Raw genomic sequence first — 18,550 nt, forward strand, 5'->3', positions numbered from 1 at the left:
CTGTCGCTCTATATAACTAAACTTGTTGCTTTCATTAAAAACAGGTTATTTATATGGATACAGTCTATGTAAAATCAGATCGGGCAGTTAAAGAATTTGAGCAAGGCAACCGCACGCTTAGTTTAAAACACAGACAACTGTTAATTATGGTGAATGGCAGGCGCACCAGCAGTCAAATTGCACAAGCAATTAACTCTGAGCAGGCAATACAAATGCTGGCAGATTTAGAGAAACTCGGTTATCTCATTAACGCCAATTTAGCCAGGCAAGCAATCAAACATAAAGAAACACAAACAACGCAACTGAAAAGCGTAGAGCTATCACATGACCATCTAGTGTTCATTAAAACTTTTTTGGCAGAAGAAGCGCAACTGCAATTAGGCATCATGAGCCGCGATATTGAGCAAAGAGTAGCTTCGGTACAAAATGCGGATGAATTGAAATCATGCGTTTCGCGCTGGCACATGGCAATCAGAGAGTCTCGTAACGGCCGCACGGTTGCAGATAAACTAATGGAACGCTTGGCACATTTAATGGCCAACCCTCCTCAGGAAAATCCGCTTAGAGCGCAATAATGACTGAATTAGACTTAATTAAAAACCTGTTTCCATAAAGCGATTACTGCAACGCTATAATCTTTAATTAAAGCTGTTTCCACCCTACTATGCGTCACGCCCTGTAACTTAAGCGCATGTTGCATTTTTCGGTATTCTCTATAAGCAATCGCGACCTTTTCTGCGGCTTCAGTTTCGATAATACTCAGTTCAGCCAGCAGTTTTAATAAAGCAATATTGCCGATATTTCCAGTTAATTGCGGGTGTTTTTTTGCATGACTTAACACCAAAAACTGCACTAAGAACTCCACATCGATAATGCCGCCCGCATCATGTTTAATATCAAAAAAATCCATTTGCGGCTTATGGCTGGCGCGCATTTTTTCGCGCATTTCTATCACAGATTTTTTAAGCGCATCCACATCGCGCTGTTGGCTTAACACTTCAACACGCACTTGCTCAAACTCTTTGCAAATATTGGCATCACCTGCAATAAATCGCGCACGGGTCAAAGCCTGATGTTCCCATACCCAGGCCTTGGTGAGCTGGTATTCTTTAAATGCGGCAATACTGCTCACCAGCAGGCCGCTATTACCATCCGGGCGCAATTGCAAATCAGTTTCGTACAATAAACCGGCATTGGTTAAGCTGTTAAACCAGTTATTAATGCGTTGTGCAAAGCGCGCATAGATTTCAGAACTGTTTTCACTAGTTTGTAACGTACGGTCACTAGCGCTTTCAACAGTGTTGTCATAGATAAAAATAATATCCAGATCAGACATATAGCCTAATTCTTTGCTACCCAGCTTGCCATAGCCAATCACGGCAAATTTGGGCGAATCGATATGCTTGAATTTCAAGCCATCCCAAATGGTTTGCAGGCTCACTTGCACAATCACATCGGCTAAATTGCTTAAGTAATCGGACAAAATTTCCAGTGGCAATGCACCGGCCACGTCTTGCGCGGCAAATCTTAAAATGGTGGCATGCTTAAAGTGGCGCATCGCATCCATTTGCGCTTCGGTATCACCTTGCAAATACTGCATTTTTTCGATTAACTCAGCCGTTAATGAGGCAAAATCAGGCTCTGTATATAAAGTGCGCGAATCTAATAACTCGTCCAGCAGAACGGGATGCGTAGATAAATATTGCGCCAACCAGGGGCTGGCGGCGCACAATTTAATCACCAGATTCAATGCCTGGGGATATTCGGCCAGCAAGGCCAAATAGCTAGCGCGACGGCAGATATTTTCCAGCAAACTAATGGTGCGCAACAGCGCAATATCACTGTTTTCCTCTTGCGCGGCAATTGCAATTACCAACGGCATTAAACGATCAAAGCGCTGGCGGCTACTGTCTGGCAATTGTTGATAACGACTGCTGGCGCGTAGCATTTTTAAACGCTGTAAAGCCTCATTAGCATCGCCATAACCAGCATCCAATAAAGTTTGCAGCGCAACATTGCTATCAAGTGTTTGTTGCCAAACCGCGATTTCCGTTTCATATTGCTGACCAGATTGGCCACTTTGGGTACTGCCAGATGATGCTTCATTATTAAAAGTCGCATCAAAATGTTGCTGAACGTTTTGTCTATACACATTCAGTTGTGCTAAAAAACTGTCCCAACTGGCAAACTGCATGGCGTTGGCAATACGCGCACGCGCCGCATCGCTTTTAGGTAAATCTTGCGTTTGCTGATCATCTACATACATGAGCCTGTGTTCTAAATTCCTTAAAAACACATAAGCTGCCGTTAATTCGTTGACCGTTTTTTCTGGCAATAAGCCTTTGTTTTGCAATAGTTTTAATACTGGTAAAGTGGGTTTTATTTGCAAGCTGGCATCTGTTCCACCACGGATTAACTGAAAAACCTGAGCAATAAATTCAATCTCGCGTATGCCGCCACGGCCTAATTTAATATTGTCTTGCAGACCTTTTTGCAACACATCACGCTGGATTTGCATTTTTAAATCGCGCAAACTGGTTAATGCGTTGTAATCCAGATATCTTCTGAATACAAACGGCTTTAATAGCTTGGTAATCAACGCTTTGGGGCCATCCACTACGCGACCTTTTATCCAAGCGTAACGCTCCCATTCGCGACCATTGTTTTGATAATACTCTTCCAGCGCATCGCAATTGGGCACCAACACGCCTTCAGAGCCAAAAGGCCGCAAGCGCATATCCATTCTGAACACAAAGCCGTCTTCAGTTACATCGTCCAACGCCGATATTACTTTTTTGCCCAGCTTGTTAAAAAAGTCCTGATTGCTAATCACATTACTAGGATTGGTATCATTTTGTGTTTCGCCAACGGCCTCATAGCTAAAAATCAAATCCACATCCGAAGACACATTCAGCTCGCAACCGCCCAGCTTACCCATTCCCACCACAATCAGCTCCTGCGGCTGGCCTTCGCTATTACAGGGCTTGCCGTAGCTAGCTGCCAGCAATGTGTAATGAAAATTAACCGCTGTTTGAATGGTGATTTCCGCCAAGTCAGAAGTGGTTTGCATGACCTCATTTAAATCGCCTAATTGATTCAAATCGCGATAAATTATTCTCAGCATCACACGTTGACGCAATTGCCTTAATGCTTTTTTTAATGCAACTTCATCTGTGATTTTTGCATCGTCTAAAAATGCCTGCATGATGTCACGCGTATAGAGTTTCGTATGATTTTCTAGCAAATCTTCCAGTAATAAGGCATCTTTTGCCAACAGCCTTGCTGCATACAAACTACAATTGACTAAGTGCTGTAATCCAGCTTCAAAAGGCGTTGGCGCTTGGGTTGGCGATAAATATTTATCCAGTGATAGCATGTAATTTTTAAGGTAATATAGTGTTTGACAATTGTGTTACATCTTACCTTAAACATTATTATAAAAAAGTGAATGTCATTGATTAATGACAAATTTGGGAGTTGAGTTGCATGGCTATTGAATCTGTTTTAACCGAAAACCGCGTATTCCATCCAAGTGAGGAATTTAAAGCACAAGCAAATGTTTCTGGCTTAGATGCCTACAACGCACTTTGTGCTGAAGCCGAAGCCGATTACGAAGGATTTTGGGCAAAATTAGCACGCGAATTATTGGTTTGGCATCAACCATTTACTAAAACACTTAATGAAGAAAATGCGCCGTTTTATAAGTGGTTTGAAGATGGCGAGTTGAATGTTTCAGTTAACTGTCTGGATAAACATCTAGCGACAATTCCCAATAAAACCGCGATTATTTTTGAAGCAGATAACGGCGATACAAAAACGGTCACTTACAAAGAGTTGTACCTCCAAGTTTGCCAGTTCGCCAACGGCTTGAAAACATTAAACTTACCCATTGGCGCACGCGTCATTATCTATTTGCCGATGGGTATAGAAGCGGTTGTGGCAATGCAGGCCTGCGCACGTTTGGGGTTAACACATTCCGTCGTATTTGGCGGCTTTTCAGCCAAAAGCTTGAATGAACGCATGATTGATGCAGGCGCTATTGCAGTCATTACATCGGATGGTCAATTCCGTGGCGGAAAAACACTGCCATTAAAACAAGCCGTGGATGAAGGCATTGCAATGGGTGGATGTGATGCGATTCAAAAAATCGTTGTATTAAAAAAAACAGGACAAGAAATCACCTGGAATGCAAAAGATGTATGGTGGAGCGACTTAATAGCGGGTCAAGCGCAAGAATGTGAACCGGTAATGCTTAACGCGGAACATCCGCTATTTTTGCTATATACCAGCGGCTCAACCGGCAAACCAAAGGGCGTGCAGCACAGCTCTGCTGGTTATTTGCTACATGCGATGAACTCCATGCGCTGGACATTTGATTTAAAGCCGAATGACGTTTACTGGTGTACGGCCGATGTGGGCTGGATTACAGGCCACAGCTACGTCACTTACGGTCCATTGGCGATGGGCGCCACGCAAGTGGTTTTTGAAGGCATTCCAACCTATCCTGATGCTGGCCGTTTCTGGCAGATGATAGAAAAACACAAAGTATCAGTTTTTTACACAGCACCTACTGCAATTCGCTCATTGATTAAATCAAGCGAAACTGACCCTAAAACGCATCCTAAAAATTATGACTTAAGCAGCTTACGATTATTAGGCACGGTTGGCGAACCCATTAATCCGGAAGCATGGATGTGGTATTTTGAGCAAGTCGGTGGCAGTCGCTGCCCGGTTGCCGATACTTTCTGGCAAACAGAGACAGGCGGCCATGTGATTACACCTTTACCAGGTGCACATGCATTAACGCCAGGCTCCTGTACTATGCCATTTCCAGGCATTGCGATTGATGTCGTAGATGAAACCGGCAAAGATTTACCTTGGGGAACAGGTGGCTTATTAGTGATTAAAAAACCTTGGCCATCGATGATACGTAATATTTATAACGACCCGGAACGCTTTAAGACCAGCTACTATCCAGTGGATTTAGGCGGCAAAATCTACCTTGCGGGCGATGGCGCGATACGCGATGCCATCACAGGAAACTTTACCATCATGGGGCGCATTGACGATGTGTTAAACGTATCAGGGCATCGCCTGGGAACAATGGAAATCGAATCTGCACTTGTATCAAACTCTTTAGTGGCAGAAGCGGCGGTAGTTGGCAAACCGCATGATATCAAAGGCGAATCTGTCGTTGCTTATGTTGTGCTAAAAGGCACAAGACCAACTGGTGATGAGGCGAAAAAAATCGTTGCCAGTTTGCGTGATTGGGTAGGCAAAGAAATCGGCCCGATCGCTAAACCAGACGAAATCCGCTTTGGAGATAATCTGCCAAAAACGCGTTCAGGCAAAATCATGCGCAGACTTTTACGCTCATTAGCAAAAGGCGAGGAAATCACTTCTGACATCTCGACACTGGATAATCCGGCGATTTTAGAGCAATTAAAAGAAGTGGTTAAATAAATGGAAGGCTTGCTGGTATTCGGTGCACTTATATTGACAGCCTACTTTTTGATGCGCTAAATACCAAAAAGTAAGCACCAAAGCGTAAGTATCAAACTATTAGAAATATCTACATTTAAAAAGACACTATATGATGAACTGGAAAGATGTACTTAACTTTGCGGATAATGGCACTCCATTACCAGACAAAACTGTTGTGAAATCTGAGGCTGAATGGCAAGCGCTTTTAAGCCCGGAAGTTTTTCATATTACGCGATTAAAAGGCACAGAAAGACCGCATAGCTCTGAATTATGTAATCTATTCAGTTCCGGCATTTACAGCTGTGCGTGCTGCCAAACTGAGCTGTTTGATTCTTCAGGAAAATTCGAAAGCGGTACGGGCTGGCCCTCATTTACCGAGCCTATTAAATCGAATGCTGTCGCCTATTCTGCCGACAATAGTCATGGAATGCGCCGAGTCGAAGCGCTATGCAACACCTGTGGCGCACATTTAGGCCATGTGTTTCCTGACGGCCCTGCACCTAGTGGCTTACGTTTCTGTATTAATGCATTGGCGTTAAGAAAAACGAGTTAAGTCAAAGCGCTGAGTATCAATTCACATTATCCATACTCAGCTTCGTATGACGGGGTTATCTGCTTTTAAGGTAAAATGGCGTTTTACTTACACTCTAACTTTACATGTCTTTGCCTGCTAGCCAATTAAAAACCGAAATCACTCGCCGTCGTACGTTTGCCATCATCTCCCACCCCGATGCAGGTAAAACCACTCTCACTGAAAAATTATTATGGTTTGGAGGCGCAATCCAAGTAGCGGGTGAAGTTCGTGGTCGCAAAGCTGCACGTCATGCGACTTCTGACTGGATGGAGCTAGAGAAACAGCGCGGCATTTCGGTTACCTCATCAGTGATGCAGTTTCCATATCGCGACCATATGATTAACCTGCTGGATACACCTGGCCATGATGACTTTTCGGAAGATACTTATCGCACATTGACCGCGGTGGATTCTGCTGTGATGGTGATTGACTCTGTGAATGGTGTTGAAGCGCAGACGATTAAATTGCTGAATGTGTGTCGCATGCGGGATACACCGATTATTACGTTTATTAATAAATTAGACCGTGAAAGCCGCGCGCCGATTGAGTTACTGGACGAGATTGAAACAACGCTAGGCATGGAATGTGCACCGATGACTTGGCCAATCGGCATGGGTAAATCCTTTCGCGGTGTTTATAACTTAGTTACTGACAGTATTTTATTTTTTGATCCGCGCGCCGACAAAGGCACTTCGGAAACGATTCAAGGATTGGATAATCCGCGCTTAGATGAGTTAATTGGTCGGCAAGCTGAAGAGTTAAGGGTTGATATTGAGTTAGTGCGTGGCGCATCCAACGTATTTAATGCTGAACGCTATTTAAGCGGTAAGCAAACGCCTGTATTTTTCGGTTCGGCTGTGAATAACTTTGGTGTGCAATCATTGTTGGATGCAGTCGTAGACTTATCCCCTGCTCCGCTTACTCGCCAAACATCCAGCCGTGAAATCCCACCTGACGAACCCAAATTTTCAGGCTTTGTCTTCAAAATTCAAGCGAATATGGATCCAAAACATCGCGATCGTATCGCCTTTTTACGCGTATGTTCCGGGCGTTTTGAGCGTGGAATGAAAATCAAGCAAGTTTCTACCGGAAAATTGATGGCGGTAAATAATGCGATTACCTTTATGGCACGCGACCGCACTACCATGGATGAAGCGTATTCTGGCGATATTATCGGCATCCCCAATCACGGCACAATTAAAGTCGGCGATACATTTAGTGAAGGTGAAGAACTTAAATTTACCGGCATTCCTTCATTTGCACCTGAATTTTTCCGCCGTGCGCGCCTTAAAAACCCACTCAAAATGAAGCAACTGCAAAAAGGCTTGCAACAATTAGCAGAAGAAGGTGCTTCACAATTATTCCGCCCCTTATTATCAAATGACCTGATTTTAGGCGCGGTAGGTTTATTGCAGTTTGATGTAGTCGCACATCGTCTAGAGCATGAGTATGGTGTGGATGTGGTATTTGAAAGCTATGATTGTTACACCGCGCGCTGGTTACGCGGCAGCGATACTGACTTACGTACGATTGCAGATAAATATGGCTTTAATGTAGGCTTGGATGGCAATGAAGAGTATGTGTACTTAGCGCCGAATCGTGTTAACTTACAGATGGCACAAGAGCGTTATCCAGAAATTGAGTTCCTAGCAACCAGAGAAATTAGCTAATGTAAATAATTAACTGAGTGGGCTAACTATATGAATGTCATTAACTTAAGTGACCTTTCTACTGACTGGAACTGGTTACGCGATGAGTTTAAACAGACCAACGACGAATGGCATCATTACTCCAGCTTGGCAGTTAGCCTGCCATCATTTTTGCCTAAGAAAGATTCAGTTTCCCGTGTTATTGCTGCAAGTCAGGCTGTTAAATTAGCCAGAAAGAAAGCTGCCGTTCTGGTTTCTCATGGTCCAAGACCTACTTTCTATGCGGGTGGTCTGGCAAAAATCATATGCCAAGATACACCGCACTTAGCTTACTCATTTAATTTCACTGATTTACCAACAGGCATGCAACATAGTCTGATGATTAAGGCTTTTCGACAACCCACTAGATTTGTGACTTATTCAAACGTAGAGCGCAAGCTTTACGCAGACTATTTTGATATTCCAATTGAAAAAATAGATATGTTGCATTGGGCAGTACATACGCCAAAAGTAGATTTAACGGAACAGCCAATTGAAACTGGTCGTTACATTTGCGCATTAGGCAGCCAAGGCAGAGATTACGCGACGCTTATAGCTGCCATGAAAAAACTGCCGAATATTAAACTGGTCATTGTTACAAACCCAGATTCATTACAGGGCTTAACCATTCCAGGCAATGTAAAAATCCATACTGACATCCCGCTAGCACGTGCACATAATATTCTGGCACATAGTGCATTTATGGTATTACCGCTTAGAGACAGCCAAGTACCATGCGGCCATGTGACGATTGTTTCGGGCATGTTTTTTAATAAAGCAATGATCGTCACAAACTCACTGGGTGTGCAAGACTACATTGAGGATGATAAAACGGGGGTGTTTTTTGAGTCTAAAAATGTGGATGATTTATCGAAAAAAATTGAAGCTTTGTGGGATGACCAATCTAAAGTTAACCAACTCGGTCAGGCAGGTTTTACATTTGCCAATCAATACTGTACCGAAAAAACTGCCGTTAATTATTTTGCCGACTTTTTGAAACAGCACGCACAGACTTAAAATTACGGTCAATATTACACTTGTTAAGACTTCTACAAATTAGCTAGCCGTAAAGAATATAACGACTTTCTTCCTACAGTCACTGTGTAATGTGCATAAAGTATAACACCCTATTATTTATTCAATCATAGGCAATATAATTGTCACCTGCAAACCAGAATTAGGCACGTTTACCGCCCTCACTACGCCAGCATGCGACTCTATAATTTGTTTTGCTATCGCCAATCCTAAACCATAACCGTGCGCGGCCTCATTCGTGCTTGCACGATAAAATGGTTTAAATATAGACTCCAGCTCATTTTCTGTAACACCAGATCCAGAATCCTTAACAGTTAAAACCACGCTTTTACTGATTTGATTAACGATTGTAGTCAGCATGACTGTTGTATTGGCGGATGTGTATTTGACGGCATTGCGGATAATATTATCAATCGCACGTTGTAGTAAATCTGCCTGAGCTTCCACAAAAACATTAGCGATTGGCGCGTATTCAACTTTGACATTATTGGTCATGCCTTCAAAGTTGGCATCTTCCACCAACTCCTGCAGCAATTCATTTAAATCGACACGCTCTTTTTGTAGCGCTGTAACGCCTGATTCCAAACGTGACAGTGTCAGCAACTCGCCCACCAGATGATCCATTCTGACCGATTCCGTTTCAATACGATTCAATGATGTGCTGATTTTTTCATTCACTTGGTGCGCTGCATCCGCCTGTGTTGATTGCTGCTTGATCAAGCCAATCGCAATTTGCAAGCGCGCTAATGGTGAGCGCAATTCATGCGAAACCTGGTGCATTAAATGTGTTTGGCTTTGAATCAATTGGCTGACGCGACTGACCATCACATCAAACGCACTACCTAAATCGGCCAATTCATCGCGCCTACCCTGCATCACAGTACCCACGCGCGCATCCAGGTTGCCGCTGGCGGCACTCTCGAAAGCCAGCCTTAACTGTTTAATCGGCTTGGAAAAATACCAGGCGAGCATAGCGGCAAATATTAGGCTGACAAAAATGCCCACAATAAGCGGCATTGCAGGAAATAGGTATTTAAAATTCTGTTGTATTCTTACACCATTAAAATAAGTTGGTGCCGGGCGTTTATTGCGTGGCTCTACAAATAACCAATAATCATGACCATCATCTGCATGGATTTGTTGAATGGCACGATTATCGGTATCAATAGTTAGCGCGGCCAACGACTCTTTATTAATTCCTTTTGGCAGGTCGCGATTTAATAAATCAACGCCCTCTTCATTCACCGCATATAGCTGCGGCAGCGGCTCAGTCAACCAAATATCCAGCAAAGATTTGAGTGAGGTGATCCCGCTTATTTGAAGTGTACCAGCCGCTGCCAATACCATGGTTTTGGCACCAGGTGCGCTATCAATTAAACGCCTTTCTCTTTCACGCTTATCGTTTACCACGCCAATAGCCAAACTCACTACCAGCACGGCGGTTAGCTGCGCAAAAAAGAAAAACAGAAAAAATTTCCAGTAAAGTCTACCCATGTCGTTTATCTATTATTTATTTTAATATTGATATGTCTATTTTAAGTACTGATAACCTAGGCGATACACGGTTTGGATCAACTGTTTTCCACCAGCTGCGGCTGTTAATTTTTGACGTACGCTGCTCATGTGTACATCAATATTACGATCAAATTTCGCCATTGGTCTACCCAGCGCCAATTCCGATAGCATCTGTTTGCTAACTACATTTCCTGCTCGCTCTACTAATACCTCCAGTAGATTAAATTCGGTACTGGTCAATACTAAAGGCTCACCAGCCCATTCCACACGCCGCTGTTCAGGCATTAATGTCAGCTCATTTAGCGTAATGGTTTTTGCATGACTGGCTTGCGGTTTTGCTCTACGCAAAATCGCCCGGATACGGGCAACCAGTTCTCGCGGCGTACAGGGTTTTGGTACATAGTCATCCGCACCCATTTCCAAGCCAACAATACGGTCGGCATCGTCCCCTTTTGCCGTGAGCATAATCACGGGCATATTGCTGTTCTGCCTGATACGGCGCAAGGTATCGATACCATTTAATTTCGGCATCATCACATCCAACACCACCAAGTCATAAGTATCGGCTTGCAGAACTTGCAATCCTGCCTCGCCATCGTGTGCGGTACTGGCAGAAAAGCCTTCAAGGTCGATATACTCTTTGAGCATCTCAACCAGTTCAACGTCGTCATCTATCAGTAAAATTTTATCCATGATATGTATTTAGATTATGTGTTTACTCAAAATCTTGTACTTTAAAGTGTTAACGCATCATACCAGTCACAAAACCATCAACAAGCTTAATCACCAACCTTTACGCAGATTTACACACTCTTAACAGCGTTTTACAACTAGCAATTGCACAATGGCAACATCCTAAAGCGCAACAGAAATAGGATTTTTGCAACAGACATTTTTTAATGTTAACTAAAAGGAATAAGCAAATGAAACATCTATCGATTAAACAATTATTGGCGATTTCAACTTTGGCGATTACTTTGCCATTTTCTGCTTTAAGTCATGCAGAACAAGGTAAAGATTGCGGAAGGCATGATGGTAAACGTGGTCACGGTTTCGATCAATCTTTCAAACGTGGCGGAAATTTTGGCGAGCCTGGCGTGCCACGCCACTTAAAAGCGCTTAATTTAACGCAAGATCAACAAGACAAAATCTTTGCGATTGTGCATGAGCAAGCACCAGCAAAATATACACAACATAAACAACAGCGTGAAACATTAGAAGCGTTGCGTACACTTGCTCAAGCCGATAAATTTGATGAAGCAAAAGCGCAGCAATTAGCGGACCAATTAGGTAAATTAGAGAAAGAAAAGGTATTAAATCGCCTAAAAACAGAAGCTAAAATCAATGCAATTTTAACGCCGGAGCAACGTGCAAAAGCACGTGAATTTAAAGCGCCAGAAAATCGTGGATATGGTAAAAATCAGCCAACACGCTTTAAACAAAAATCTGAAGCAGCGGCAAAACCAATAAATAGTTAACTATTTAGCTACTGTTTAAACAAAAAAACCTGCATTTAATTTTGCAGGTTTTTTTGCGTATTTTAAAGTGTTAATCACGCTCAAACGCTTCACATAACTGGCTTAATAATTGACCAAAAAGTGGCAACACTTCCTCTTTGCTGTGTGGGCTGTCATCATCGGTACCGGCAACCACAAAACTCACCGTTAATTTATCCAGATTCTCCCTGAACTCGGCCCAATGCTCCGCTTCCGCATCGCCAATGAGTTTAAATTTATGAAAACCAGATTCAATGATTTCCATCAATTCTGCATCACTAATGCCGGCAAACAAAGTTTTAGCAATCACTACTTGTGCAGTCGTTAAATCAGGCGCGGCTTCACCTTCTGCCGCCAATTCATGCGACAGTGGCAACGTTAAGAACGCGAAAATCAACATGGCATAAGCTTGATACACGCTGAGCATATCAAAATTATTATGGCGCTCATCCACAGGCTGGCGCATGGCGGCTTGAATCGCTCTAAATGTAACGAAACTGGTTAAGTAATGTGCTGAATCGACTGCATTGTAATCGTCCAAACTAATATTAGGCTTTGCGCCATCGTCGTAGCTATCTGCTAAGCATAGCGCGTGCAATAAGGTTAATCGTTTTGAATAGTCCATAGGTTTTCTCAATCCGTTTTTAAATAAGTTTTTTGCCTACTTTATATTTAACTCAGCGCTAAATGATTAACTACCGATTTCAGGCAAAGTTTCTAATTGTTCGTGCAATTCCAACCAGCGCATTTCTGTCGCTTCTACTAACCCCGCCAATTCAGCTTGGCGTTTTAGCAGGTTTTGCAGCTCATTTTTATTTGCAACATCATACAAACTTGAATCGCCTGCTCTGGCATCTAATACCGTTTTTTCAGCCGCAATTTGTTCAAGCTGTTTTTCCAGTTTTTCAGTTTCTTTTAGTAATGGTCTACGTGCCAAAATACGCGCTTGACGTTCTGCTTTACTTTGTGCGTAATCATTCTTTTTAGGCGTCGTTTCGGCATTCACTATTTCATTGTTTTGTTCTTTTGATAGTTGAGTTTTTGTTGTCGCAAGCCAGTTTTTATAATCATCCAGATCACCATCAAAGGTTTTTGCCGCGCCATCTGCGACCAAGACAAAGTTGTCACAGGTTGCGCGCAGCAAGGCTCTATCATGCGAAACTAGAATCACGCCACCTTGATAATCCTGCAAAGCCAGCGTTAATGCATGACGCATTTCCAAATCCAGATGGTTGGTCGGTTCATCCAATAGCAGCAGATTTGGACGCGTCCAAATCAGCAAAGCTAAAGCCAAGCGTGATTTCTCGCCGCCAGAAAAATTTTCACAGCTACTGCGTGCCATGTCACCTTTAAAATCAAAACCGCCTAAATAATTGAGGTGCTCTTGTTCTCTGGTAGATGGGTCAAGCCTTAGCATATGTTGCAGCGGCGATTCATTTGGTCGCAATTGCTCTAGTTGATGTTGGGCAAAATAACCGATATTTAAATCTTTACCAGTAACGCGCTTGCCACTTAAAGGCTTTAGCTCATCCGCAAGTAATTTGATGAGGGTAGATTTACCCGCACCATTCTTACCCAACAACCCAATGCGTTCACCAGGGCGAATCGCTAAAACAACATTGTTTAAAATAGGTTTATCTGCATAACCTGCGCTTATCTCGTCCAGTACCAATAACGGATCAGGGGCAGATACAGGTGGCCGAAACTCAAAACTGAATTGTGAGTCGATATGCGCAGCAGAAATCATTTCCATGCGCTCTAGGGCTTTAATGCGGCTTTGTGCCTGACGTGCTTTGGTGGCCTGTGCACGGAATCGGTCAATATAGCTATGCAGATGCGCAACTTTGCGTTGCTGCTTTTCATGCATGGCTTGTTGCAATGCCAGCTTTTCAGCACGCTGGCGCTCAAAATCACTATAACCACCGCGATACAGCGTAATACGCTGCTGTTCTATGTGCAGCACATTATCAATGACGTTATCCAAAAAGTCGCGGTCATGCGAAATAAGTAATAACGTTCCGCGATAATCACGCAGCCAACTTTCCAGCCAGATCACCGCATCCAAATCCAAATGGTTGGTTGGTTCATCCAGCAAGAGTAAATCACTGCGGCACATCAATGCGCGCGCCAGATTCAACCGCACACGCCAGCCGCCAGAGAAATCACTCACAGGACGCGTTAAGTCAGTCTGGCTGAAACCCAAACCATCCAGCAAACTGGCCGCGCGCGCCTTGGCAGAATATCCTTCGATATCGCTTAAACGCTGGTGCAACTCTGCGATTTTTTCGCCTTGATGCTGAGTTTCTGCTGCTTGCAATGCGGCTTCTACTTCGGTTAATTCTGCATCGCCTTCCAAGGTAAATTGCAAGGCTGCTAAATTTAAACTCGGCGTTTCTTGCGCCACATGCGCAATCACCCAGTTAGGTGGAGTTTCCAAATCGCCGACCTCTTGCTGCAACTCACCACGCAATAAGGCAAAAATGGATGATTTACCAGCGCCGTTTGCGCCGATCAAGCCAACTTTGTGACCCGGATGTAATTGAAAAGCTGCTGCTTCTATCAACACTTTTACACCGCGAGTTAAACTTAAATTTCTAAATTGAATCAATACAATTCCAGTTGATAAGCAGTAAAACGAAACCGACGAACCATTTAGCAAGTGGATTCGTCAAAAGGCGTTATTCTAAAGCAATCTACATGAATTTTTATCAGAATATCCGCTTAAAGCATGTTTACGTTTTGTTTACGTGTAAACATCTAATTTTCAAGTAAAATAATGACTTAATACGCGTATTAACCATAGAAAACCGACTAAATACGCTTTATCGACCTTCAATCAACCGTTTAGAAAATACCCATTCATTTAGAAATGACAATACCCAACCAATGATTACCGTAAAAAAAATAGCTCGCTGGGTATTGTATGTCTTTGCTGTGTTGCTGGGCGTGGTCGTAGTGGCGGCACTGGTAATACGCTTTATGATTTTTCCTAATATCGACCAGTACAAGGACGATATTGCCACTTTTGCAACAAAAACGATTGGGCAAAAAGTAACCATTGGCGAAATCGTCACGGGTTGGGATGATATTTCACCACATGTTGCACTCCTAAAAGTAGATGTGTTTGACGCAGAAAATCGCGTTGCACTGCACTTGAATAATGTAGAAGCAACACTGTCTTGGATAAGCGTGCCTTTACTGCAACCCAGATTAAGAGAGTTACAGGTACATAATCCTGAATTAACCATCAGGCGCAATGCAGACGGCAGCATCTACTTGGCTGGTATCAACATGGCAAGCGAATCTAAACCTGATTTTGCCAATTGGTTATTAAAACAACGCAGTGTAGAAGTTAAAAATGCACAGGTAATCTGGCAGGATGATCTACGTCAGGCACCTGCACTATCTTTAAAAGAATTCAATTTAACACTGGAAAAACCTTTATTAAACAGTTTATTAAGGCAACATACTTTTGAAATATCCACCCTGCTATCCGCAGGTACGCAGCAAAAAATAAAAGCCAGCGGGTACTTTATTGGTAACGATGTCAGCAAGTTAAACACATGGCATGGCGATGTTGCGGCTGAACTCACCCAAACAGAATTAGCCGCTTTTAAACCTTGGCTGGATTACCCCGTTAATATTCAAAGTGCTTTAGGCAATGCAAAAATTGCCCTGACTTTTGCTAATGCGCAGATTCAAAGGGTGAAATCAAATGTTGGTATTAGCAATTTGGCGGTTGTTACCAAAAATGAAACCGCACCGTTAGTTGCAACAAAATTTACCGGCGACCTGCTATGGAGCAAGTTAAAAAATACGCAAACCTTTAGCGCGCGCGATATTCAACTTAATACCAATACAGGTTTGAATATTCGCAATGGCAACGCAACGTACGTCAGCTCAATCAAAAATAATAAACCCTGGATTAAAGCCGATGTCCGCTTGGATCAATTTAATTTGGCCATGTTAAAACAGGTTTCATCGCACATTAACTTGCCACAGAACATAGTGACGCAACTGAATGGATTTTCGCCGGTTGGCGCTCTGCAAGCAGTACATTTAAGCTGGGAAGGTAGCGCAAATAAACCTGAACACTATTTAGTGAATACACGATTTAATCAGTTAGGTATTCAGGCATTTCAAGAAATACCCGGTTTTAGCAATTTAACAGGTGCGATTCAAGCAGATGAGGACGGCGGAAAACTTACGCTGGCATCACAAAATGCCACGCTGGACTTTAAAGATATTTTACGCTGGCCAATTCCTGCAAGCCAATTAAAAGGCGAAGTGGATTGGAAGGTACGTAAAGATCAAACCCGCATTACTGCCAAAGAGGTTTTCATTTCCAGCCCGCATATCACCGGAACCGTTAACGCCAGTTATGACATGAATGGCATCAAAGGTGGTCATTTAGACTTAACCGGCAAGTTTGGCAAAGGTAATGCGAAATATGCGCCATTTTATTATCCGATCATATTAGGTGAAAGCACGATACATTGGCTGGACACCTCTATATTGGCGGGGCGTGCAGAAGATGTTTTGCTGAGAGTGAAAGGTAATTTAGCTGATTTCCCTTTTGTGGATAAACAAAACAAGCCAAATACTCAGCTAGGAATATTTAAAGTAACGGCTAAAGTTAGCGACGCTTTATTGGAGTATGGCACTGGCTGGCCTGCTATCGATCAATTAAATCTAGACCTGCTGTTTGAGGGAAAACGCATGTTGCTTGAAGCAAATTCAGGCCGTATTTCTGGCAATAAGATCATTAAAAGCCGCGCAGAAATTGCGCAGCTTGATGCAGATTGGCCCATTCTACATATTGTGAGCGAAGCAGAAGGTTTGGTTTCTGATGCCATTAAATTTGTGAACGAAAGTCCTGTTAAGCAAGTGACACTAGGGTTTACAGACAACCTTAAAACAGCTGGCCGTGGCAACTTACAATTGACGCTGGAGATTCCGCTGGAAAATTCTGAACAGGCAAAATATAAAGGGCTTTATAAAGTCAGTAACAGTACTATTTTTGCCAATACAGAATTAGGGTTACCCGAATTAACCAAGTTAAATGGCAGTTTGGTTTTTAACGAAAAAGGCTTATCTGCCAACAATGTTAATGCCGAAGTATTAGGAGGGCCTGCACAATTTAGCCTGAATACTGGCTCTGACAAGGTGGTTAAAGTGATTGCCAGCGGCAAAGTGAATGATATTGGCATTAAAAAATTCAGCGCAAATGCGCTCACAAACCGCATTACTGGTAACGCAAGCTGGGCTGGCGAGATCACCATTAACAAACCATTGGTTGATTTGAATTTTCGTTCAAATTTAGTTGGTTTAGCCTTGGACTTTCCGCCACCTTTTAATAAACCTGCCAACCAAGAGATGTCAATTAGTGTTAATAAAAAACAGACGGTCAGTGATAGCGATGTGATTAACATTAACTATGATCAACTTGTATCCGCAAAAATATTACGCACATTAAAAGCACAACAACTTGCATTCGATCGCGGAGACATTGGCATCAATACCGCTGCCGTTACTCCTTCGCAACAAGGATTATCGGTGCATGGAAAACTGGATGAGTTGGATGTAGATGAATGGCTAACGCTATTAAGTGAAAAACCATCCACGCAGACAAATAGTAACAATGCCGATTTAAACATCATCGGCAAAGCCGATTTGACCGTACAAAAACTGACTATTTTTGACCGCACAATTAATGCGCTCAAAGTAACTGCTCAACCCAATGCAACTGGCTTGAAGATGGATATTGACGCGAAAGAAATGAGTGGCGATGTTGAATGGCAAGGCGAAGATCGTGGCAAAATCATTGCACGCCTTAAACACTTAAGCATCCCCAATACAACCAGCATTACATCACCAACCATCACTAAGAAAGAATATATAAAACAGGCAAAAACTTATCCTGCGCTGGACATAGTGGCGGATAATTTTGAGCTGGGCACTAAAAAATTAGGCACTTTAGCGCTAAATGCTTTTGAGAATGGTGAAGACTGGGTGATTCAAAAGCTGGACATCACCAACGCAGACAGCACACTTAACATACAGGGCAATTGGCATAATTGGTCTCGCAATCCCAATACCAGCTTAATTGTGTCGCTAAGCACCAATAACATTGGTAAAACATTCAACCGTTTTGGCCAGCCTGATACGGTTAAAGGCGGCGAAGCCAAAGTTGATGGGCGACTTAACTGGGCTGGTAGTCCGCATGAGTTTGACATCAGGCGCTTAGATGGCAATTTAACTTTTGAGGCAACAAAAGGCCAAGTATTAAAAGTACAACCAGGCGTTGGACGTTTATTCGGTTTAGTGACATTGCAAAGCTTGCCACGCCGTTTGAGTTTAGATTTTAGAGACTTATTTAGTGATGGTTTTGCATTTGATAAAATTAGTGCAACCGCTAAAATTAACAGTGGCATTGTACGCAGCGATGACTTTTTTATGACTGGTCCAGCCGCTGAAGCAAGCATTAAAGGTGAAACAAATTTAAAAACTGAAACACAGCATCTAAAAGTAAAAGTCACTCCACATATCAGCGATAGTTTATCCCTTGCTGCACTTGCAGGTGGCCCGATTGTCGGCGCAGCCGCCTTTGTTGCGCAAAAAATATTAAAAGACCCTTTTAATAAAATCGCTTCTACTGAATATGTCATCGGAGGCACGTGGGATAATCCGATAGAAATAAACGCAGAAAAAGATGATGCTCAGAAACCTAGCAACCAGTCTCCATTAACTCCTTAACA

Annotated in this window: 12 protein-coding genes; 7 read left to right on the top strand and 5 right to left on the bottom strand. The window is 42.9% G+C overall.

Features of this window, described 5'->3' with window-relative positions; translation table 11 throughout:
• Positions 1–53: 53 nt before the first annotated feature.
• Positions 54–575 (top strand): hypothetical protein, encoded by a 522-nt coding sequence (locus K370_RS03530; protein WP_047538337.1) that lies wholly within the window; start codon positions 54–56, stop codon positions 573–575.
• A gap of 14 nt (positions 576–589) precedes the next feature.
• Here K370_RS03530 and glnE read toward each other — a convergent pair whose 3' ends face one another.
• On the bottom strand, positions 590–3,376 hold the full coding sequence (glnE, locus tag K370_RS03535; protein WP_047538340.1) for a bifunctional [glutamate--ammonia ligase]-adenylyl-L-tyrosine phosphorylase/[glutamate--ammonia-ligase] adenylyltransferase: 2,787 nt from the start codon (positions 3,374–3,376) through the stop codon (positions 590–592).
• Positions 3,377–3,486: 110 nt separating this feature from the next.
• On the opposite strand from glnE, the gene acs reads away from it, so the two are divergent.
• The 4 genes from acs (at position 3,487) to K370_RS03555 (ending at position 8,763) form a co-directional block, all read left to right on the top strand.
• Entirely contained in the window at positions 3,487–5,463 is a 1,977-nt protein-coding gene (acs, locus tag K370_RS03540) for an acetate--CoA ligase (RefSeq protein ID WP_047538344.1), read from the top strand.
• A gap of 130 nt (positions 5,464–5,593) precedes the next feature.
• Complete coding sequence (msrB, locus tag K370_RS03545) at positions 5,594–6,037, top strand: peptide-methionine (R)-S-oxide reductase MsrB (RefSeq protein ID WP_047538347.1); 444 nt, start codon at positions 5,594–5,596, stop codon at positions 6,035–6,037.
• A 104-nt stretch (positions 6,038–6,141) separates the two neighbouring features.
• Entirely contained in the window at positions 6,142–7,728 is a 1,587-nt protein-coding gene (locus tag K370_RS03550) for a peptide chain release factor 3 (protein ID WP_047538351.1), read from the top strand.
• Between the two features lie 30 nt (positions 7,729–7,758).
• The gene (locus K370_RS03555) at positions 7,759–8,763 is read left to right on the top strand and encodes a glycosyltransferase family 4 protein (protein ID WP_052185156.1); all 1,005 of its coding nucleotides are present in this window, start codon (positions 7,759–7,761) and stop codon (positions 8,761–8,763) included.
• A gap of 117 nt (positions 8,764–8,880) precedes the next feature.
• On the opposite strand, the gene K370_RS03560 is transcribed toward K370_RS03555, so the two are convergent.
• On the bottom strand, positions 8,881–10,275 hold the full coding sequence (locus K370_RS03560) for an ATP-binding protein (protein ID WP_047538354.1): 1,395 nt from the start codon (positions 10,273–10,275) through the stop codon (positions 8,881–8,883).
• A gap of 36 nt (positions 10,276–10,311) precedes the next feature.
• A complete protein-coding gene (locus tag K370_RS03565) occupies positions 10,312–10,989 on the bottom strand; it encodes a response regulator transcription factor (protein WP_047538359.1) in 678 nt (225 codons plus the stop codon).
• Positions 10,990–11,219: 230 nt separating this feature from the next.
• On the opposite strand from K370_RS03565, the gene K370_RS03570 reads away from it, so the two are divergent.
• Positions 11,220–11,774: a Spy/CpxP family protein refolding chaperone gene (locus tag K370_RS03570; protein ID WP_047538361.1), complete on the top strand. Its 555-nt coding sequence runs from the start codon at positions 11,220–11,222 to the stop codon at positions 11,772–11,774.
• Positions 11,775–11,844: 70 nt separating this feature from the next.
• Here K370_RS03570 and K370_RS03575 read toward each other — a convergent pair whose 3' ends face one another.
• Entirely contained in the window at positions 11,845–12,417 is a 573-nt protein-coding gene (locus K370_RS03575; protein WP_047538364.1) for a hypothetical protein, read from the bottom strand.
• 66 nt (positions 12,418–12,483) lie between these two features.
• Positions 12,484–14,400, bottom strand: a complete 1,917-nt coding sequence (locus tag K370_RS03580) for an ATP-binding cassette domain-containing protein (RefSeq protein ID WP_047538367.1) — start codon at positions 14,398–14,400, stop codon at positions 12,484–12,486.
• A gap of 278 nt (positions 14,401–14,678) precedes the next feature.
• On the opposite strand from K370_RS03580, the gene K370_RS03585 reads away from it, so the two are divergent.
• Entirely contained in the window at positions 14,679–18,548 is a 3,870-nt protein-coding gene (locus tag K370_RS03585) for a YhdP family protein (protein ID WP_047538370.1), read from the top strand.
• Positions 18,549–18,550: the final 2 nt, after the last annotated feature.

This window comes from Methylotenera versatilis 7 (assembly GCF_000799165.1).
GTDB lineage: Bacteria > Pseudomonadota > Gammaproteobacteria > Burkholderiales > Methylophilaceae > Methylotenera_A > Methylotenera_A versatilis_A.